We start from the raw sequence: 20,139 nt of genomic DNA on the forward strand, positions 1-20,139 counted from the left end.
CGCCGGTCGGTTGCCGGTGGCGGTACGGGGCGGGCTGGGGAGTGGAGGCTCGTGGGCCGCGTTGCTCGTGGCGGGGGTGGTCCGTGGGGGTGGGCCGTGGGGCTGCGAGGCCAAGGTGCTGCGCAAGGTGTGCTCCCCACGCCCGTGGGGGTGGTCCGTGGGGTGGTTCGTCGAGAGGGGTCAGAGGTTGAGGAGGTGGTCCACGACGCGGGCGCCGGCGTGGCCGTCGTCGTGGGGGGCGAAACGGGTGGCGAAGGTGGCGAGGAGGGGTTCGGAGGCGCGGGCGACGTCGTCCAGGGACGTCAGGGCTTCGATGAGGTCGTGGGACGTGTGAAGGAGGGGGCCGGGCGGGTTCTTGGGGAGGTCGAGGGCGAAGCCGCGGATGGAGTCGCGGTAGTCGTCGAGGTCGGGGGTGAAGAGGAGGATGGGTTTGCCGAGGCCCGCGAAGTCGCACATGGCCGAGGAGTAGTCGGTGACGAGGGCGTCGGCGGCGAGGAAGAGTTCGGTGATGTCGGGGTGGGCGCCGACGTCGATGACGAAGCCGTCGAGGCCGGGCGGGACGTCCACGTGGAGCATGTGGTGCGGGCGGAGCAGGAGGACGGCGTCGTCGCGCAGCGCCAGGGACGCCTGTTCGAGGTCGAGGGGCAGGTCGCTGCGGGCGGTGCTCAGGCCGGAGGTGCGCAGGTTGTCGCGCCAGGTCGGGGCGTAGAGGATGGCGCGCTTGCCGTCGGGGATGCCGAGGGCGCGGCGGACCTGGGCGCGTAACGCGTCGGCGCCGGGGCGGAAAGCGCGGTCGTTGCGGGGATAGCCGCTCTCCAGAATTTCGCCTTCGTAGTGGAACGAGGCGCGCATGACCTCGGTGGTGAACGGGTTGGGGCTGATGAGCAGGTCCCAGCGGGCGACGTCCTCGGCGAGGACGCGGCGGCGCTGGTCGCGGCGGGGCATCGAGGACCACAGCATGTCGAAGCCGACCGACTTGATCGGGGTGCCGTGCCAGGTCTGCACGTAGAGCTGGCCGGGCCGGGGACGGTAGGTGTGCGGCTGGGCGGCGTTGTTGACGATGAACCGGGCGGCGGCGGTCAGCTCGTAGTACTCGCGGGTCATCCGCCGCACCGTGCGGCAGCCGTCGGGCGGCGCGTAGGGACGTTCGGAGGTGACCCACACGAGTTCGCAGCCGGTGTCGCGGCGCAGGAACTCCTCGTAGATCGCCTTGGGGTTGCACGAGTACTGCCAGCCGAAGTAGCTCTCGAACAGCACCAGGTCGCGGACGGGACGGTGGCGGTAGGCCGCGTAGTCGGACTCGTGGAGGACGCGCCGCGCGTACGGCCCGGCCTCGTCGAGGGCGAACGCGACCCTGGAGACGATGCAGAGCCCCTCGTCGCCCCGCGCGGGCCGCGGCTCGTAGCGGAACCCCGCGTCTTCGTGCGGGGTCGGCAGGTCGGACAAGCAGTCGCGCGCGACGACGACGCCGAGCGCCCCGCCGTCCGCGTCCTCGGCGACCAGGTCCCACCGTCCGGCCCCGAGCGGCAGCGTGCCGGACTCCCCGCCGGGACGGCCGGGGATCGGCATGGCGCCGGGGCGGAGGCGGAGCGTGAAGGCGCCGTCCCGCCAGGTGGGCGTGAGGGGACGGCTCTCGGCGTGTTCACGCCAGTGCAGGGCCAGGTGGGCGGGACGGGCCGTGCCGAGCGGCGTGCCGGTCACGACGAGGTCGTCGCCGTCCCGGCGGAGGGCGGTGATGAGGACGCGGGGCGCGGTGTCGAGCAGGGTGAGGTTGCCGTAGCGGGTGCGGGTGAGCAGGAGCGCACGGGGACCGTGCAGGATCGTGCGGTCGCGGAAGCCGGCGGGCACCGAGACGCGGACGCGCCCGCCGGACGACGCCAGCGACAGGTCGTGCCGGAGCCGGGAGGGGGCGTCGTCGCCGGTGGCCAGCAGGTCGTCCAGGTCGATGTGGACGGCGAAGGGGACACGCCCGCCGGACTCGGCGCCGTAGACGATCGGCATGCTGGGCCGCACCGACCGCTCGGGGCAGTGCAGCCGCGCGGTGCCGCCGCGCACGGCCCCGCCGCCGAGCCACCCGGACAGCACGACGGTCGGGCCGTCGTGCACGATCTCCTCGACGAACGCCTCGGGCCGCCGCACCTGGACGGTGACGCCCGCGCCGGTGCGGGTGACGTGCAGGCGTGAGCCGTCGGGGAGGTCGTGGAACGGCGCCCAGCGGGCGTGCGCGCCGAGCCCCTCGATCGTGCCGTGCTCGCGGACCCGGGTGAAGCCGCGCCCGACGCGGACGGCGGCGTGCACGCGCCAGTCGGTCATGGTCCCGGAACCGTCGAGGAGCGACGCGACGTCGACGGCGGCCTCGAACCCGGAGCCGTCGTAGGAGACGGCGGCCTGCCGCGTCGCCGCCGTGACGTGGGGCGCCTCGACGCGGCGCACCTCCGGGTGCAGCCGGCGCCCCGAGACCTTGTGGACGAGGGAGATCTCCAGCTCGTCGTCGAGGGCCATGGGAAGGCCGCGGACGTAGGCGTGCCCGCCGAGCCGCAGCACGTCGCCGTCCCAGGTGACGGAGTCGACGCGGGACTGGAGCCGCAGCTCGTCGGTCATGTCGTAGACGGACGCGGGGACGGGCCGCTCGGCGTCGTCGCGGAAGGGGTGCCCGGCGTACCAGCGGCGGCGCAGGGCGCCGCGCGCTACCGGGGGCAGCGCGGGCAGGCCGGTGCGCTCGTACTCGCGGACGGTGACGAGGTCGGCGACGCGGCCCTCGCAGGCCAGGTGGTACTTGAGGCGCTGCACGGAGGTGAGCCGGGTGAGCAGTTCGGGGTTGACGCGCCGGACGTAGCCGCCGACCTCGCGGCACAGCTCCTCGCGGTACCGGTCGTCGCCGTCCTCGACGACGTTGATGAAGATCATCAGGTCGGCGGCGAGGGTGGTGAGGTCGTAGGCGTCCTTGAGGCCGGGGGCGTGCTCGCGCAGGAACTCCGACACCCGCACGACGGACGCGATGCGGGCGGCGAAGTTGCCGGCCTCGGTGCGGCGCTGGGTGATGGACAGGTCGGCGCCGGAGGCCCGCGTCCGGTAGCGGTAGACGACGTCGGCGAGGACGTCGACGCGGGCGGCGCGGACGTGCGCCGGGATGATGACGGGGATGTCCTCGTAGGCGCCGGGCGGGAACGCGAACCGGTGCGCCTCCCAGAAGGCGCGGCGGAACACCTTGTTCCAGGCGGTGCGGTCGTGCAGGAGTTCGGGATCGCGGGTGACGTGGGTGCGCGTGCGGGTGGCGCGGAAGGCGTCGCCGTAGAAGCGGGCGCGGGCGCCGCCGTGCTCGTCGAACCGGTCGACGGCGCCGGTGACCAGGTCGGACCCGCTGCCTTCGAGGGTGCGGACCATGTGTTCGTAGGCGGGCAGGGGGACGACGTCGTCGCTGTCGGCGAAGGCGAGGTAGGTGCCGGTGGCGTGACGCGCGCCAGTGTTGCGGGCCGGGCCGAGGCCCTGGTTCTCCTGGTGGATCAGGCGGAACCGGGGATCGCGGTCGACGAAATCCTTGGCGATGACGGCGCTGCGATCGGGGCTGCCGTCGTCGATGAGGAGGATTTCCAGATCGGTCAGCGTCTGCGCCGCGAGCGATTCCAGGCATTCCGCCAGGTATTCCTCGACGTTGTAGATCGGGACGACGACACTCAGCGTGGGAGCCATGGCCTCAGCCCTTTCTCACGACGGAACCTGGAGCTACGGCAGCGGCGACCCCTGCCGTACCTCAAGTATCCGCGAGCCCGGAAGCACTCCGACACGCCGAAGGCCCGCATCCCGCGCGGTTCCGTGAGACCTTGACCCAGCTTTTATCTTATGTTCGCCACTAACGCGTCTTCATCGACATTCTGCAACCCTGAAGCGCGGGCGATTGCAAGGTTAATATCAGTAGACGTCCCGGACATACCTTTTCTCGGTAGCCATCCGCTTCACATACGCTTCGGCCGCACCCGCGTCCACCCCGCCGTGCTGCGCGACGATCTCGCGCAGCGCGAGGTCCACGTCCGCCGCCATCCGCGCCGCGTCCCCGCACACGTACACGTGCGCGCCGCCCCGCAGCCACGACCACACGTGCGCGCCGTGCTCGCGCATCCGGTCCTGCACGTAGACCTTGGCGCGCTGGTCGCGGGAGAACGCCGTGTCGAGCCTGGTCAGCAGCCCCGATCGCCGGTACGCGGCCAGTTCGTCCCGGTAGTAGTGGTCGGTCGCGGACCGCTGCGCGCCGAAGAACAGCCACGCGTCCCCGCCCGCCGAGGCCGCCGCGCGTTCCTCCAGGAAGCCGAGGAACGGCGCGACGCCGGTCCCCGGCCCGATCATGATCATCGACGCGTCGGGGTCGGGCGGCGGCCGGAAGTGCGGCGACGGCCGCACCGCGATCCGCACCGGCGCTCCGGCGGCCCGGTCGGCCAGGAACGTCGAGCAGACGCCGCCGCGCTCCCGGCCGTCCTCCCCCGCGTAGCGGACGACCGAGACCGTCAGCCGGACCCGGCCCGGATCGGCGCGCGAGCTGGACGAGATCGAGTACCGGCGCGGCGCGAGCGGGCGCAGCGCGTCCACCCACTCCTGCGCGGTGAGGGCCGGGACGAAGCTCCGGGCGACGTCGGGCACCTGCCGCCCCCAGGTCCATTTGGCCAGTTCGCCGGTGTTGCCGGGGCGCAAGAGCTGTTTGAGCGTCCGGTCGTCCGTGCGGTCCAGGACGAACCGGAGCAGCTCGGGTGTCACGCGGCCGATGTCGCGGCGGGTCGCGAGCGCGTCGCCGAGGGAAAGCCGGTCGCCGTCCACGGTCACCGGCTCCGCCGCGTCGCGGCCGGTCGCCGCGAGCCAGTCCGCGACGAGCGCGGGGTCGTTGACGGGCCACACGGCGAGCGCGTCACCGACCTCGTAGGCCAGGCCGTCGGCCGCGAACGTGAACTCGCGGACCTCGCGGCCTGAGCCGGGCAGGCCGAGGACGCGGTTGCCGACCAGCTCGGCCGTGAGCACCTGTTCGTCCGCGACCGCCTCGCTCTCCAGCGGCGTGCCGAGCGCGGCGAGGACGGCGTCCAGCCAGCGTTCGGGACGGGCGGGGTCGCCGGGCGGGCAGTCGGCGCGCTGGACGATCCGGACGCCGCCGAGCGCGGCCAGCCGCTCGTCCAGCCGCCGTCCGTGTCCGCAGAAGTCGGCGTATCCCGGATCACCGAACGCGCAGACGGCGTAGTCCAGCTCGACCTGCCCGGCCCCCGCCAGCCCCGCCCAGAACGCGGTGCCGTTGTCGGGCGGGTCGCCGTCACCGAACGTGCTGGTGACGAACAGGGCGGTTCTGCCGGGAATCCGGCCCGCGTCGTCCATCGCCCGCAGGACCGGCGCCCACCCCGCCTCCCGCAGCCGCGCGGCGGCGCGTTCGGCGAACGCCTCGGCGGTCCCGGTCTGCGACGCCCACAGCACCGAGATCGGCCGCCCGTCCAGCGTCTCCGGCTCGGGCTCCAGAACCGGCGCGGGGGCGCTCGCGACCTTGCGCAACGCCACCGCGCACACCTTCAGCTCCGGCTGCGCCGAAAGGGGGTCCACGGCGTCGCTGGTCACCTCGTTGACGCTGAGGTCGTCCCCGGCCAGGTCGCTCCAGTGGAACGGCGCGAAGCAGCAGCCCGGCCGGACCCGGTCGGTCACGACGGCCGGGAGCACCGCCCGGCCGCGCCGCGACACGATCTCCACGCGGTCGCCGGTCACGACGCCGAGGCCGCGCGCGTCGTCCGGGTGGATCTCCAGGAACGGGCCGGGCGCCAGCCGGTTCAGCCGGGCGACCCGTCCGGTCTTGGTCAGCGTGTGCCACTGGTGCTGGACGCGGCCGGTGTTCAGGACGAACGGGTGCGCGTCGTCGGGCATCTCGGCGGGCGGCAGGTGCGGGCGGGCGAAGAACGCCGCGCGTCCGCTCGGCGTCGGGAACCGCAGGCCGTCGGCGCTCCGGTACCGGATCGGGTTGCGGTCGGGCGAACCGGGCGCGGCGGGCCACTGGACGGGCGTCTCGCGCAGCCGCGCGTAGCTGACGCCGCGCAGGTCATAGCCGGTCACGGGATTCCACGCCCGCTTGATCTCCTCGAAGATCTCCTCGGCGGAGGTGTAGGCGAACGCGTCGCCGAAGCCCATCGCCCGCGCGACGCGGGCGATGATCTCCCAGTCGGGCAGCGCCTCCCCGGGCGGGTCCGCGGCCTGGCGGGCCAGGGTCAGGTTCCGCTCGGAGTTGATCATGACGCCGTCGGCCTCCGCCCACATCGCGGCGGGCAGCACGACGTCGGCGTACGCGTTCGTCTCGGTCTCGGCGTAGACGTCCTGGGTGATGACGAGATCGGCGGCTTGCAGGCCGTCGATGACCGTGCGCCGGTTCCCCACCGACGCGACCGGGTTCGTGCAGATGATCCAGCACGCCCTGATCTCCCCGGCCGCCATCCGCTCGAACATGTCGACCGTGCCCCGGCTGTGCTCGGCGCGCAGCGTCCCGGGCGGCAGCCCCCACAGGTCCTCGGTGAAGGCCCGGTCCGCCGGGACCAGCGCCGACCGCTGGCCCGGCAGGCCCGGGCCCATGTAGCCCATCTCCCGGCCGCCCATCGCGTTCGGCTGGCCGGTCAGCGAGAACGGGCCGCTGCCGCGGCGGCCGATCGCGCCCGTCGCCAGGTGCAGGTTGACGAGCGCGTTGGTGTTCCAGGTGCCGTGGGTGCTCTGGTTGAGGCCCATCGTCCAGCAGCTCATCCAGTTCCCGGACGCGGCGATCCACCGGGCCGCCGTGCGCAGGTCGTCCTCGGGGACGCCGGTGATCTCGGCGACCCTCGCGGGCGGGTAATCGGCCAGGAAGGCGGGCAGTTCGTCCCAGCCCTCGGTGTGCGCGGCGACGAACGCCTCGTCGAGCGCGCCCTCGGCGTGCAGCAGGTGCAGCAGGCCGTTCAGCAGCGCGAGATCGGTGCCGGGACGCAGCGGCAGGTGCAGGTCGGCCTTGGCGGCCGTCGCCGTCCGGCGCGGATCGACCACGACCAACTTGGCGCCCGCCTTCACCCGCTCCATCATGCGCAGGAACAGGATCGGATGGCAGTCGGCCATGTTCGCGCCCGTGACCAGGAACAGGTCGGCGGCGTCGAAGTCGTCGTAGGAGCCGGGCGGGCCGTCCGCGCCCAGCGACAGCTTGTAGCCCGTCGCGGCGCTCGCCATGCACAGCCGCGAGTTCGACTCGATGTGCCGCGTCCGGACGAAGCCCTTCGCGAGCTTGTTCGCGAGGTACTGGGCCTCCAGCGTCATCTGCCCGGACACGTAGAACGCCAGCGCGTCCGGCCCGTGCTCCGCGACGACGGCGCGCAGCCGCGCGGCGGTGTGCTCGATCGCGGCGTCCACGCCGAGCGGTGCGGGCTCTTTGCCCCGGGACGTCCGGTGCAGGGCCGTGGTGAGCCGGCCGGGCGCCGCGAGCATGTCCGCGGTGGTCGCGCCCTTCGTGCATAGACGTCCGCGGTTGGCCGGATGCTCCCGGTCACCGGTGGCCTTGCGGACCGAGCGCCGCCCCGTCGCCGGATCGACGGCCACGTCGAGCACCACGCCGCAGCCGACGCCGCAGTACGAGCACACGGTCCTGACCGTCGACACGGCGTCCTCCCCCGGAGCGGCGTAACCGCTTGCACGGTAGGCAGCGCCTGTTACGCGGCCGTGACATGACCCGACGGTGCGGTTACATCCGCCCAACCGCCACATCTTCCGGACGGTGAGGACGCGCGGTGATTGAATACGGACGGCGGGCGCCCGTCCGGGTTCCGCACGCCTTCCCGTTAGACGCCCGAACGAGCGAAGAACCCTGGTGTGATGGCATTCACCCGCAGGTCCGTACACTGGTCACCAGGGGTCACGGCCTCGGGAGATCATCGACCGGGTGCCGGCCGCCCGCGGTGGACCGGTCCCGCCCGGCATCGCGACCGTCTTCACGTACGCGGTGGGACGTACGTCACACTAGGCATGCAGGTGTTCGAGGAGGAGAAGCGTGACCGACCGCGACGTGGACGTGCTGAGCAGGGCGCCGTTGTTCGAGGCCCTGGACGAGCAGGGCGCCAAGGCCCTGCGCGCGAACGTGACCGAGGTGCGGCTCGCCCGCGGTCAGACGCTCTTCAACGAGGGTGAGACGGGCGACCGCCTCTATGTCGTCCTCGAAGGCAAGATCAAGCTCACCCGGACGGCCCCCGACGGCCGCGAGAACCTGCTGAGCGTCCTCGGCCCGTCCGAGATGTTCGGTGAACTGTCCCTGTTCGACCCGCGCCCGCGCACCGCCAGCGCCATCGCCGTCACCGAGTGCCGCCTGGCCGGACTCGGCCACGACGACCTGCGCCCCTGGCTCACCGGGCACCCCGAGGTCGCCGTGCAGCTCCTGCGCGCCCTCGCGCAGCGGCTCCGCAAGACCAACGACGTCATGGCCGACCTCGTCTTCACCGACGTCCCCGGCCGCGTCGCCAAGGCCCTGCTCGACCTGGCCGAACGCTTCGGCCAGCCGTCCGAGGCCGGTCTGCACGTCCACCACGACCTGACGCAGGAGGAGCTGGCGCAGCTCGTCGGCGCGTCCCGCGAGACCGTCAACAAGGCCCTCGCCGACTTCGCGCAGCGTTCCTGGCTCCGCATCGAGGCCCGCGCCGTCGTCATCCAGGACATCGAGCGCCTGCGCAAGCGCTCCAAGTAACCCGGCCGCCCGGGAGCCCCAACGACGCGGCTCCCCCGGCGCGGGCCCGCTCGTACCGCGTCGCGGACTTCTCGGACGGATGGTGTCATGGCGGACGAGGCACCGGTACTCGCGCTCAGCCGGGACGACCTCCGCGCGGTCGTCGGGTACGCGGTGGCCTGCGCGGACCCCGCGCCCGCGCTCTTCGAGGCCGGATCTCCCGGGGATCGGCGCGCACGGGACGCCGTCGAGGTGGCGCGAGTGTTCGCCGAGGGCGGCGAACGGACCAAGGCCCTGCGAGACCACGCGTGGGCCGCGCACCGGGCGGCGCGAGAGGCGCGCGACGCGGGCCTGACGGCGGCGAGCGCCGCCGCCCGCGCGGCCGCCGACACGTGCGGCGCCGCGTTCCTGCATCCGCTGGCGAAGGCGACCCAGGTACGGCACATCCTCGGCTCGGCCGCCCACACGGCACGGGCGCTCGAACTCGCCGCCGACGACGACCCGGACGCCGCCACCGGACACCTCACGAAGGCACGCCACCTCGCGGATGCCACCGTGGTGGAGATCCTGAAGCGCTACCCGGCCGCCCCGCCCGGCGGCGGTCGCGTCGGCGCGCTGATGCGCGACCTGGACGCCTCCCTCCGCAACGCGCCGACGAACCCATGAGCTGACGAGCCTCAGCCCGCCCGCGCGCGAGATGCGCCTCAGCCGCGTTCGGCGAGGTAGTCGAGTTGCGCCTGGACGGACCATTCCGCGACGGGCCAGAGTTTGCGGTCGACGTCGGCGTAGACGCGTTCGACGACCTCGCGGGCGGTGCGGGCACCGGCGGCCAGCGCCGCCTCGACCTGGGCCAGGCGCTCGCGGCGGTGACGGATGTAGCCGTCGAGCGTGGTCAGCGGGTCGTCCAGGCGGTAGCCGTGGCCCGGCAGGAGGGTCGCGACGTCCTCGTCGGCGGCCAGCGCGCGGAGGCGGTCCAGGGTGCGGAGGTAGTCGCCGAGACTGCCGTCCAGCACGGGAGTGCCGGACCCGAGGACGGTGTCGCCGGTGAGGACGGCTCGGTCGGCGGGCAGCCAGAGGGCCACCGAGTCGTCGGTGTGGCCGGGCACCGCCAGGACGCGGGCCTCCAGGCCGCCCGCCGTCAGCACGTCGCCGTCGGTCAGGCCCTCGTCACCGAGGCGGTGTTCGGGATCGACGGCGCGGACCGGCGCGCCCGTCATCGACGCGAACTCCTTCGCGCCGCCCGAATGGTCGGGGTGGCGGTGCGTCAGGACGATCGAGGCGACGCGGCCGTCCCGCGCGGCGACGGTGTCGACGACGCGGCGCAGGTGAACGCGGTCTTTGGGGCCGGGGTCGACGACGACGACGTCGCGCGCGCCCGGCTCGCCGAGAATCCAGGTGTTCGTGCCGTCCAGCGTCATCATGGACGGATTCGGGGCCAGCAGGCACGTCGCCCGCTCGGTGCCCATCCCGTCGATCTCGCTCATCTCGCCCCTTCCGCCGGGAGCGCGCACCGGATTCCAGCCGAAGCGGGCCAGGTGCCGCAGCGCCGGGCCGCCCGCCAGCCGCCGCGCGAGCGCGTACGGCAGGGGCCTCCTGCGCGCCATGGCCGCTCAGCCCGCCGGATAGTGGTGGCTCGCGTCCTCCGGAAGCACAAGGTACGCCTCCCCGTCGATGATCTCCGCACGGGGCTCGTGCACGACGATCTCGCGGGGCGCGGCGAGCACGTCGGCGACCGTGTCGAACGCGGCCAGGCCGGCGAGGGTGGCGACCGTGGGCGGCAGCAGGAACCACTCGCCGGACGTCGCGCGCTCGACGGCCTCGGCCGGACGCACCCACACCGCGCGGTCGGACTCGGTGGACACGTCGCGGGCACGCTGCCCCGGCGGGATCGCCGCGACGAAGAACCGCGTGTCGTACCGCTTGGCCTCGACCTCGGGCGTGATCCAGTGCGCCCACGGGCGCAGCAGGTCGGACCGCAGGACGAGCCCGCGCCGCGCCAGGAACTCCCCGAAGGACTGCGTGCGGTCGAGCAGGGCCCGCCGGTCGGTCTCCCAGTCGTCGCCGCGGGTGTCGTCGACGACGGAGTCCGGCGAGGGCCCGGCGAGCAGGACCAGCGTCTCCTCGAAGGTCTCGCGGACGGCCGCGCACACCAGCTCGCGGGCGAGCGTCTCACCGGCGCGGAACGCGGTGCCCCACACGTCCGCGCCGGGCCCGGACCAGCCCAGGTCGGCCTCGCCGTCGCGCGGGTCGACGGAGCCGCCGGGGAACACGTACGCGCCCGGCGCGAACGCCATCGACGACACGCGCCGCAGCAGGAACGCCTGGAGGCCGTGCCGGTCGTGATCGCGCAGGACGGCGACGGTCGCGGCGGGGCGCGCCGGCGTGGGCAGCAGCCGTCCGGCGCGCAGGTCTTCCACGCGTGTGCGCAGTTCCGCCGGAAGTCTCAGCCCGTTCACGCCCGCCCGCCTTCGCCCGACCATCGCTTGCCGCGCCATTCGGACATACCGAATGGCGTTCCGTCAAGGGTTCAACGGACCTCGGCGATCAGCTCGACCTCGACCGGAGCGTCCATCGGCAGCACCGTGACACCGACCGCGCTGCGCGCGTGCAGGCCGTCCTGGCCGAAGACGTCGCCGAGCAGCTCGCTCGCGCCGTTGATCACCTTCGGCTGGCCGGTGAACGACGGGTCGCTCGCGACGAACCCGACGACCTTCACGATGCGGACGTTCTCCAGCGAGCCGACCTGCGCGCGCACCGCCGCGATCGCGTTCAGCGCGCAGATCTTCGCCAGGTCGTACGCCTGCTCCGGCGTCACCTCCGCGCCGACCTTGCCGCGCACGGCCAGCTCGCCGTCGACCAGCGGAAGCTGGCCGGAGGTGTAGACGAGCGACCCCTGCGCGACGGCCGGGACGTAGGCCGCGAGCGGCTTGGCGACGCCGGGCAGCTCATGGCCCAGCTCGGCCAGGCGCTCCTCCGGGGTGCTCACTCGCCCCTCGGACGCTTGAAGTAGGCCACCAGGTTCTCCGGGTTCGGCCCCGGCAGCACGGTCACGAGCTCCCACCCGTCCTGGCCCCAGTTGTCGAGGATCTGCTTGGTCGCGTGCACGAGCAGCGGCACGGTCGCGTATTCCCACTTGGTCATGCGAGCCACCCTAGCGATCCACCGCCCCACCCCGGCGCCGCCCTCGACCGCCTGTGGATAACTTCGCAGCACCTCCCCCGCGGACGGGGAGACCGGCGGACGGCCCGGTGCCCAAAAGCGTCATCCGACGCGATCCGGAACCCCTTCCCTTTTCCACGACGACCACGGCGACCCATCCTCCGGGGACGCCATCGGCAACGCTTCCGGACAAGGCGACACACCTTTCCGAAAATGGCGATCTTGCTATTCTCCCGCGACGCCCCGGTCGGCACGAGGCGCCACCGATCAGCAAGCCTAGGCGAGCCCGGCGCCAACGCCAATGTCCGCTTGTGGTCGCCACCGTGCCATCCCGGCACCGCTCCGAATCTGGTTAGTGTCCCGTCACGTAGGCCGACGAAAGGAATCGACAATGGTTTCGAAGTCCGGTGGCGTGATGGGATCGAAGAGTCATTTCGGCAAAGGCGTGCCCGCGCCGCCGGAGGAACTCCTGTTCGAGATCGCCACGCGCGCGCGGCTGCTGGCGTCGCCGCTGACCACCGGCGCGGAGGCGGCGGGCGACGGCCCGGGCTACGAGGAGGCGGTCGAGGACGTCATGTCCTCCACACCCGTCCTGCCGGTCCTGTCCGACCCGGAACTCGCCGTCGTGGCCAGGGTCGCCGAGCGGGACGCCGGCCACGCCGAGACCCTGCTCGCCGGCGTCGCCGCCCTGCGCTCCGACCTGGCCGCCCACGCCGAGCAGATCGGCGACACGCGGCTCAGCGGCCACCTGGCGGTGGCGGCCGACGCGGCGAACGACTTCGACGTGGACGCCCACACCCTCCCCGTCCCGGACGAGGACGACATCGCGGTCACCGTCGAGACGGTGAACCGTCAGGTCGCCCAGATCACCGACCTGCTCGCCGCCACGGACACCGTCGTTCCCGCCGAGGTCGTCCACCGGTCGATCCATGACGCGTTGCGGGCCGCTCCGGTGACGCTCGCGCGTCCCCCCGCCGCCGGGGACGCCGAGCCGCTGGTCCGCCGCGCGTCCGAGGCCGAGGCCGTCATGCGGCTGTCCGCGCGCGACGACGCGGCGCAGGCCGCGGCGGTCGCGCTGCTGGGCCGTTCGTACTGGCAGGACGAGATCCTGCGCCACGCCCTCCAGGCGGAGGTGTCCCGGGCCGGTACGCATCCGAGCGGGCACTCGCCCACCGAGGGTGTCACCGACGTGACCGCCCTCGTCGCCGAGATCCACCTCGGCCACCTCACCACGGCGTTCGCCATCTCCCAGGGCATCGGCGCCGCCACCCGGCAGCGGCTCGCGCGGACGCTGCCCGACGACGCCGGCACGCAGGACGGGCCGCGCCCGCTGTCGCCCCCCGGAGGCCAGGCCGCCCCGAGCATTCCGCACCTCCCGTCCGTACGGCCGCTCATGTCCGCCTATTACCCGTTGCGCTACGGTTACCCGTTGCGCTACGGCCGCTTCCCCCTGCCCTCGCACCGGCTCACCGTCCGGGAGAAGATCATCAGAGACTGGGGGACCGGGGGCTTCTTCGCCGGGTGGGTCGCCGGCGGCACCGTGGGCGTGATCGCCACGGCGCCCGTCGGCGGTGCGGGCGGGATTCCGGGCACGTTCGCCGGCGGTGCCGCCGGGCTCTGGGGCGGGATGAAGATCGGCGCATGGGTCGCCGACACGTTCTACGCCGACCGGCTCGACGACTACGCCTGACGCGGCGGCCCCACCCGACGCCGCCGGTCCGGGATGCCGGGTGGGGCACAGGCCGCGTCAGCGGAGCGGTTCGCCGTCCTCGCCCGCCGCGCGGCGGGTCTCGTCCGCCGGGGCCTCCACCTCCGCCTGGGCCGGGGCGTCGCCGGGGACGCGGCTGTGCGGCTTGGGCTCGTCCAGCCCGATCACGGGCGGCACCTCGTCCGGCGACTCCAGGCCGGGCGGCTGCTCGGCCACCTTCGCCAGATCCTCCTCGGCCTTGGCGAGGCGTTCTCCGAGGCCGGGACGGCCCTTCTCCGCGTCCGGCTGCCGGTCGGGCGCGGGCGCCATCTTGTCGAAGAAGCGCAGGATCTCCACCGGCAGCGGCATGATCAGCGTGCTGTTCTTCTCGGCGGACACGTCCACGACGGTCTGGAGCAGGCGGAGCTGGAGGGCGGCCGGGTCCTCCGACATGATCTCGGCGGCGGCGGCGAGCCGCTTGGACGCCTGGAACTCGCCGTCGGCGGAGATGATCCGCGCCCGGCGTTCCCGCTCGGCCTCGGCCTGCCGCGCCATCGAGCGCTTCATGCCTTCCGGCAGCGACACGTCCTTGATCTCGACGCGCTCGATGAGGACGCCCCACGGGTCGCGGGTGATCTCGTCCATGATCGTGCGCAGGTGGGCGTTGATCTTCTCGCGTTCGCCGAGCAGTTCCTGCATGTCCGTCTGGCCGATCACCGACCGCAGGGACGTCTGCCCGATCTGCGACACGGCGTAGCCGTAGTTCTGCACGTTGACGATCGCCTTCACCGGGTCGACGACCCGGAAGTACACGACGGCGTCGACGCGCACGCTCACGTTGTCCTGGGTGATGCCGTCCTGCCCGGGCACGTTCATCGTGACGGTCTGCTGGTTGACCTTCTGCATCCGCTCGACGACGGGGATGATCGCGGTCAGGCCCGGCTTGCGCACCGCGCCCCGCCGCAGCTCCGTGCCCCGCTGCACCTGCCCGAACCGGAACACGATGCCGTGCTCGAACTGCTGGATGATGCGGATCGACGAGGCGGCGGCGAACAACCCGGCCACCACCACGGCGATCAGCAAGACGAGGACGAACTCCATCAGTCGTACCTCCCTGTTGCTCTGCCGTCCCTGTGAGGCGGGGCCGGACGCCCTCGGGACCTGTTCCCTCTTCTTACCTACCCAACGTAGCCAGCGCCCTCGCCCGTCCACACCCCCGCGCACCGGGAATACGGCCGCCCCGGCGGCGTGTCAGGGTTCACTTGCACAGTCGCGGACGCGCCGGTTCATCTCGGGACGACGGCCTGTAGGGTCGATCGCGTGAGCGCGAGGGACACGGACTGGGACGGCGTGCGCCTCCACGTCGTCACCGGCAAGGGCGGGACCGGCAAGACCACCGTCGCCGCCGCGCTGGCGCTGGCGCTGGCGTCCGGCGGCCACCGGGTGCTGCTGGTCGAGGTCGAGGGCAGGCAGGGCATCGCCCAGCTCTTCGACTGCCCGCCGCTGCCGTACGAGGAGCGCAAGGTCGCGGTCGCGCCGGACGGCGGCGAGGTCTTCGCCCTCGCGATCGACACCGAGGAGGCGCTCCTCGAATACCTGGAGATGTTCTACAACCTCAAGCGGGCCGGGAAGGCGATGTCGCGGTTCGGCGTCGTCGACTTCGTCACCACGATCGCGCCGGGGCTGCGGGACGTCATCCTCACCGGCAAGACGAGCGAGGCGGTCCGCCGCAAGAACAAGGACGGCTCGTTCGTCTACGACGCGGTCGTGATGGACGCGCCGCCCACCGGCCGCATCACCAAGTTCCTCAACGTCAACGACGAGGTGTCGGGCCTGGCGAAGGCAGGCCCGATCCGCAAGCACGCCGACACGGTGATGAGCGTCGTGCGGAGCCCGCAGACGGCCGTCCACTTCGTCACGCTGCTGGAGGAGATGCCCGTCCAGGAGACGATGGACGGCATCTCCGACCTGACGGCCGTGGGCCTGCCCGTCGGCGGCGTGTTCGTGAACATGGAGCACGCGCCGGTCCTCCCGCCCGACACGCTCGCCGCCGCGGCGGCCGGCGAACTGGACCGTGACGACATCGTCGCGGGCGTGAAGTCGGCGGGCCTCACCGACGACGTCGAGCGCATCGCCGACGTCCTCGTCCGCGAGGCCCGCACGCACGGGCGCCGCACCGCGCTCCAGGCGCGCGAGAAGGAGCGGCTGGAGTCGATCGACCGGCCCCGCTACGCGCTGCCGCTGCTCAGCGACGGCATGGACCTCGCCGGGCTGTACGAACTCGCGGCCGCGCTCCGCGACCAGGGTGCCGCGTGAGCGCGGCGGGACGGGAGACGAGCCGATCATGAGCCCCGCCAAGACGCCCCCCGTGCTCGACGTGGACGCCCTCCTCGACGACCCGCGCACCAAGATCATCGTCTGCTGCGGTTCCGGCGGCGTCGGCAAGACGACGACGGCCGCGGCGCTCGGCGTCCGCGCCGCCGAACGCGGCCGCGACGTCGTCGTCCTCACCGTCGACCCGGCCCGCCGGCTCGCGCAGTCGCTCGGCCTGTCCGAGCTGGACAACAACCCGCGCCGCATCGAGGTCGACGGCGACGGCGAGCTGCACGCGATGATGCTCGACATGAAGCGGACGTTCGACGAGATCGTCGAGGCGCACGCCGACCCCGACCGCGCCCGGCAGATCCTCGCGAACCCCTTCTACCAGTCGCTGTCGTCGAGCCTGTCGGGCACGCAGGAGTACATGGCGATGGAGAAACTGGGGCAACTGCACCGCTCCGGCGCCTGGGACCTCATCATCGTCGACACCCCGCCGTCGCGGAACGCGCTGGACTTCCTGGACGCCCCCGAGCGGATGGGCCGGTTCCTCGACGGCCGCTTCATGAAGATCCTCGCGGCGCCCGCCAAGACGGGCGGACGGCTCGGCGTGAAGGTCATCAGCGCCGGGTTCGGCATGTTCACCGGCGTGATCAACAAGGTGCTGGGCGTCCAGCTCCTGCGCGACGTGCAGACGTTCGTGGCCGCGTTCGACACGATGTTCGGCGGCTTCCGGGAGCGGGCCGAGAAGACGTTCCGGCTGCTCCAGACCCCGGGGACCGCGTTCCTCGTCGTCGCCGCGCCCGAGCCGGACGCGCTGCGCGAGGCGTCGTACTTCGTGGAGCGGCTCGCCGAGGAGCGGATGCCGCTGGCGGGGCTGGTCGTGAACCGGGTGCACGAGTGCGAGAGCACGCTGTCCGCGGCGCGCGGCCAGGCGGCGGCCGAGACGCTGGAGGAGCGCGGCGAGCACGCGGTGACGGCGGCGCTGCTGCGGCTGCACACCGAGCGGATGCAGCTCGCGGCGCGGGAGGAGCGGCTGCGCGAGCAGTTCTCGTCCGCTCATCCGACGGTTCCGGTGACGGCGGTTCCCGCGCAGGCCGAGGACGTGCACGATCTTTCGGGACTGCGCACGGTGGGCGCGGATCTCGCGGGCGATCACGCGGCGTAGATTCCGGCCTTATTGTCCAAACCCGGCTGAACGGTCATTTCTCCCGGTCAGCGCGGCATTTCGCGGTGATCACGGCGAGAAAGCCGACCGGAGGACGCGCGAACGCGCCCCCGGCCTCCCCCTTCATACCGCCGACGGTTCCGGTCAGCTCGCGACCAGGGCCGCCTCGGCGGACTCCGCCGTCCGTTCGTACTCGTCCTTGGCGGTCTCCAGCAGGTCGCGCCACGACCGTACGTCCGGACGCCTGCGCAGCAGTGCGCGCCGCTCGCGCTCCGTCATCCCGCCCCAGACGCCGAACTCGATCCGGTCGTCCAGCGCGTCGGCGAGGCACTCGGTCCGCACCGGGCAGCCACGGCAGATGGTCTTCGCCCGGTTCTGCGCCGCGCCCTGCACGAACAGGGCGTCGGGGTCCGCGGTACGGCAGGCGGCACGGGCGGTCCAATCCGTGATCCACATCTTGGCCCCACTCCCCTAGGGTCTGTGTCGATTTGCGCTCCATGGCCGGACGGGCGCGGACGTCAGGCCGCCAAACGAAAGCCGTGGGGAAGAACTTACGGAAGCGAGAGACGATTCAACAGTCCCCGGGGGGCCCATTCTCGATATAGCCCACGCGGGCCATGCCACCAGAACGGACTAGTTACCCATCCTTGACGTGCGAAGCTGCGGTGGGAGCGTCCGGCAGGCCGATGATGGCACGAACAAAGCGGCACCGGCTGCCAAATCGGCCGGACGGGGGGCGGGTGTCCCGTATGCACGGGTCGTCCCGCGTACCCTGGTGTCGTGCACGAGGCGAACGAAGACCGGGTCAACCCCTTCCCCACCCTGTTCCGGCTGCTGGGAGCGGGTGTGGTCGCCGGCGTCCTGCTCGCGTTCATCGCGCTGCCGGGGGTCGGCAGCGCCGGGCTGACCGCCCGCGACGCCGCCGACAACTTCCAGAACATGGAAAGCGACCTCAAGACGACGCCCCCGTCGGAGAAGACCGTCATGTACGACGCGGCGGGCAAGCCCGTCGCGACGTTCTTCGACCGGTACCGCGAGTCCATCCGGCTCGACCAGGTCGCCCCGATCATGCGCAAGGCCATCATCGACATCGAGGACGCCCGCTTCTACGAGCACGGCGCCCTCGACCTCAAGGGCACCCTGCGCGCGCTCGCCTCCAACGTCGAGTCCGACCAGACCCAGGGCGGCTCGACGCTCACCCAGCAGTACGTCAAGAACCTCCTCGCCGACAGCGCCAAGACCAAGGAGGAGTACCAGGAGGCCACCGCCCCCACCGTCGGCCGCAAGGTCCGCGAGCTGCGCTACGCGCTCGACGTCGAACAGCGGATGACCAAGGACGAGATCCTCCAGGGCTACCTCAACATCGCCTACTTCGGCTCCGGCGCCTACGGCGTCCAGGCCGCCGCCAAGCGGTACTTCTCCAAGCCCGCCGCCAAGCTCAAGCTCGGCGAGGCCGCGCTGCTGGCCGGCATCACCCAGAACCCCGCCGCCTGGGACCCCATCCGCAACCCCAACGACGCGCGGACGCGCCGCGACGTCGTCCTGAACCGGATGGCCGAACTCGGCACGATCACCCCGGCGCAGGCCAAGACCGAGATCGACAAGCCGATCCACCTGAACCGCACCGAACCGGTCGGCGGCTGCCAGATGAGCGACGCGCCGTTCTTCTGCCAGTACGCGATGTACGACGCGCTCAACCTGCTGTCCAAGGGCAAGTACTGGTCGCTCAACGACACCAAGAAGCGCGAGGTCGTCAACGACCTGAACCGCGGCGGCTACTCGATCCGCACCACGCTCGACCGCAAGGCCCAGCGCTCTGTCGACCAGGCGCTGCGCAACATCGTCTCCCCGTCCAGTCACAAGGTCGGCGCGCAGGCGATGGTCGAGCCGGGCACCGGCAACGTCCGGGCCATCGGCCTCAGCAAGCGCTTCGGCTCCGGCAAGGGCCGCACCACGATCAACCTCCCGGCCAACTCCGCGCACGGCGGCGGCGTCGGCGTCTCGGCCGGTTCGACGTTCAAGATCTTCACGCTGCTCGCCGCACTCGACCAGGGCATCCCGGTCAACACCTCGATCGCCGCCGGGTCCAACACCGTCCTCAACGGCATGCGCGACTGCAAGGGCGGCGGTTTCGGGCCGTGGCCGGTCAAGAACTCCGACCCGGCCGAGAAGGGCGCGTACAACCTCAAGACCGGCACCTGGATGTCGGTGAACACCTTCTACGCCCACCTGGAGAAGCGCGTCGGCCTCTGCGACTCGGTGAAGATGGCCGAGCGGTTCGGCCTCCGGCAGGCGAGCGGGGCGCCGCTCCAGCAGGTCCCGTCTCAGGTCCTCGGCACCAACGAGATCGACATGGTGAGCCTCGCGTCGGCGTACGCGGGCATCGCGGCGCGCGGCAAGTACTGCGCGCCCGTCTCGATCACCGAGATCACCGACAACGAGGGCAAGAAGCTCAAGCTGCCCAAGGCCAAGTGCGACCAGGTCGTCGATCGCGGCGTGGCCGACCAGGCCAACTCGATCATGCAGGGCGTCTTCGACAAGGGCACCGCGCGCGGGCGCTCGATCGGCCGTCCCGCCGCCGGTAAGACGGGCACCTGCGAGGCCCACACCTGCGCGGTGTTCGCCGGGCACACGCCGATCATGGCGTCGTCCGTCGCCTACTGGGACCCGCGCGGCCAGTTCAAGTACCCCGTCTACGGCGTCTACGGGGCCGACCAGCCCGCCGCCATCTGGCAGCAGGCGATGCGCACCGCCCTCGCGGGCCGTCCCGCCCCCGGCTTCACCCGCCCGACCGGCGACTTCGGCGACACCGCCACCGTCCCCGACGTCGTCGGCCTGTCCATCGGCGAGGCCACCACCAAGCTCCAGGCCGCCGACTTCGAGGTCCACGTCTCCCCCAAGCCCGTCCGCTCGTCCGAACCCAAGGGCACCGTCGCCTCGACGTCACCCTCGGCCGGAACGGAGGCGCCGCTCAGCAGCGTCGTCACCATCTACATGAGCAACGGCGACAAAGACGAGAACGAGGAGGGCGACGAGCCCAACGAGGGCGAGGGTTTCTTCCGCTGGCCCTGGGACTGACGTCCGCGCCTCCGACCAGTGGCCATCACGGAGGGTTCGCGACCCTCACCGACG

At 72.4% G+C, this 20,139-nt stretch carries 14 protein-coding genes; 6 read left to right on the top strand and 8 right to left on the bottom strand.

Features of this window, described 5'->3' with window-relative positions; genetic code table 11:
- Window positions 1–180: 180 nt before the first annotated feature.
- Together C229_RS0105635 and C229_RS0105640 are read right to left on the bottom strand one after the other, a co-directional pair.
- Window positions 181–3,690, bottom strand: coding sequence for a bifunctional glycosyltransferase/CDP-glycerol:glycerophosphate glycerophosphotransferase (locus C229_RS0105635; RefSeq protein WP_018654106.1), 3,510 nt, complete (start codon window positions 3,688–3,690; stop codon window positions 181–183).
- A 219-nt stretch (window positions 3,691–3,909) separates the two neighbouring features.
- Window positions 3,910–7,623 carry a bifunctional nitrate reductase/sulfite reductase flavoprotein subunit alpha gene (locus C229_RS0105640; RefSeq protein ID WP_018654107.1) on the bottom strand — a complete coding sequence of 1,238 codons (3,714 nt, stop codon included), beginning with the start codon at window positions 7,621–7,623 and terminating at the stop codon, window positions 3,910–3,912.
- Between the two features lie 388 nt (window positions 7,624–8,011).
- Here C229_RS0105640 and C229_RS0105645 point away from each other — a divergent pair, with 388 nt between their 5' ends.
- Entirely contained in the window at window positions 8,012–8,698 is a 687-nt protein-coding gene (locus C229_RS0105645) for a Crp/Fnr family transcriptional regulator (protein WP_018654108.1), read from the top strand.
- 87 nt (window positions 8,699–8,785) lie between these two features.
- A complete protein-coding gene (locus tag C229_RS0105650; protein ID WP_018654109.1) occupies window positions 8,786–9,343 on the top strand; it encodes a putative immunity protein in 558 nt (185 codons plus the stop codon).
- Window positions 9,344–9,381: 38 nt separating this feature from the next.
- Here the strand turns inward: C229_RS0105650 and C229_RS0105655 are convergent, their stop codons facing one another.
- From C229_RS0105655 to C229_RS34055, 4 genes are all read right to left on the bottom strand, one after another.
- Window positions 9,382–10,281, bottom strand: a complete 900-nt coding sequence (locus C229_RS0105655) for an MBL fold metallo-hydrolase (RefSeq protein ID WP_018654110.1) — start codon at window positions 10,279–10,281, stop codon at window positions 9,382–9,384.
- Between the two features lie 6 nt (window positions 10,282–10,287).
- Window positions 10,288–11,133: an NUDIX hydrolase gene (locus C229_RS0105660; protein ID WP_338029152.1), complete on the bottom strand. Its 846-nt coding sequence runs from the start codon at window positions 11,131–11,133 to the stop codon at window positions 10,288–10,290.
- Between the two features lie 71 nt (window positions 11,134–11,204).
- Window positions 11,205–11,663, bottom strand: coding sequence for a RidA family protein (locus tag C229_RS0105665; protein ID WP_018654112.1), 459 nt, complete (start codon window positions 11,661–11,663; stop codon window positions 11,205–11,207).
- Window positions 11,660–11,818 carry a Sp36 family protein gene (locus C229_RS34055; RefSeq protein WP_018654113.1) on the bottom strand — a complete coding sequence of 53 codons (159 nt, stop codon included), beginning with the start codon at window positions 11,816–11,818 and terminating at the stop codon, window positions 11,660–11,662. The genes C229_RS0105665 and C229_RS34055 overlap by 4 nt, the downstream gene beginning before the upstream one ends.
- Before the next feature lie 433 nt (window positions 11,819–12,251).
- Here C229_RS34055 and C229_RS0105675 point away from each other — a divergent pair, with 433 nt between their 5' ends.
- Complete coding sequence (locus tag C229_RS0105675; RefSeq protein ID WP_155884609.1) at window positions 12,252–13,526, top strand: hypothetical protein; 1,275 nt, start codon at window positions 12,252–12,254, stop codon at window positions 13,524–13,526.
- Between the two features lie 57 nt (window positions 13,527–13,583).
- Here the strand turns inward: C229_RS0105675 and C229_RS29550 are convergent, their stop codons facing one another.
- Window positions 13,584–14,624, bottom strand: coding sequence for a slipin family protein (locus C229_RS29550; protein ID WP_018654115.1), 1,041 nt, complete (start codon window positions 14,622–14,624; stop codon window positions 13,584–13,586).
- A gap of 219 nt (window positions 14,625–14,843) precedes the next feature.
- Between C229_RS29550 and bagA the strand changes: the two genes are divergently transcribed.
- Both bagA and bagB read left to right on the top strand, forming a co-directional pair.
- Window positions 14,844–15,839, top strand: a complete 996-nt coding sequence (gene bagA / locus C229_RS0105685; protein WP_018654116.1) for an ATPase BagA — start codon at window positions 14,844–14,846, stop codon at window positions 15,837–15,839.
- Window positions 15,840–15,867: 28 nt separating this feature from the next.
- Window positions 15,868–17,007 (top strand): ATPase BagB, encoded by a 1,140-nt coding sequence (gene bagB, locus C229_RS0105690; RefSeq protein WP_026313475.1) that lies wholly within the window; start codon window positions 15,868–15,870, stop codon window positions 17,005–17,007.
- 144 nt (window positions 17,008–17,151) lie between these two features.
- Here bagB and C229_RS0105695 read toward each other — a convergent pair whose 3' ends face one another.
- Entirely contained in the window at window positions 17,152–17,463 is a 312-nt protein-coding gene (locus C229_RS0105695) for a WhiB family transcriptional regulator (protein WP_018654118.1), read from the bottom strand.
- A gap of 324 nt (window positions 17,464–17,787) precedes the next feature.
- On the opposite strand from C229_RS0105695, the gene C229_RS32265 reads away from it, so the two are divergent.
- Entirely contained in the window at window positions 17,788–20,085 is a 2,298-nt protein-coding gene (locus C229_RS32265) for a penicillin-binding protein (RefSeq protein WP_051108869.1), read from the top strand.
- The last annotated feature ends 54 nt before the right edge of the window (window positions 20,086–20,139 follow it).

This window comes from Actinomadura flavalba DSM 45200 (assembly GCF_000374305.1).
GTDB classification, from domain to species: domain Bacteria; phylum Actinomycetota; class Actinomycetes; order Streptosporangiales; family Streptosporangiaceae; genus Spirillospora; species Spirillospora flavalba.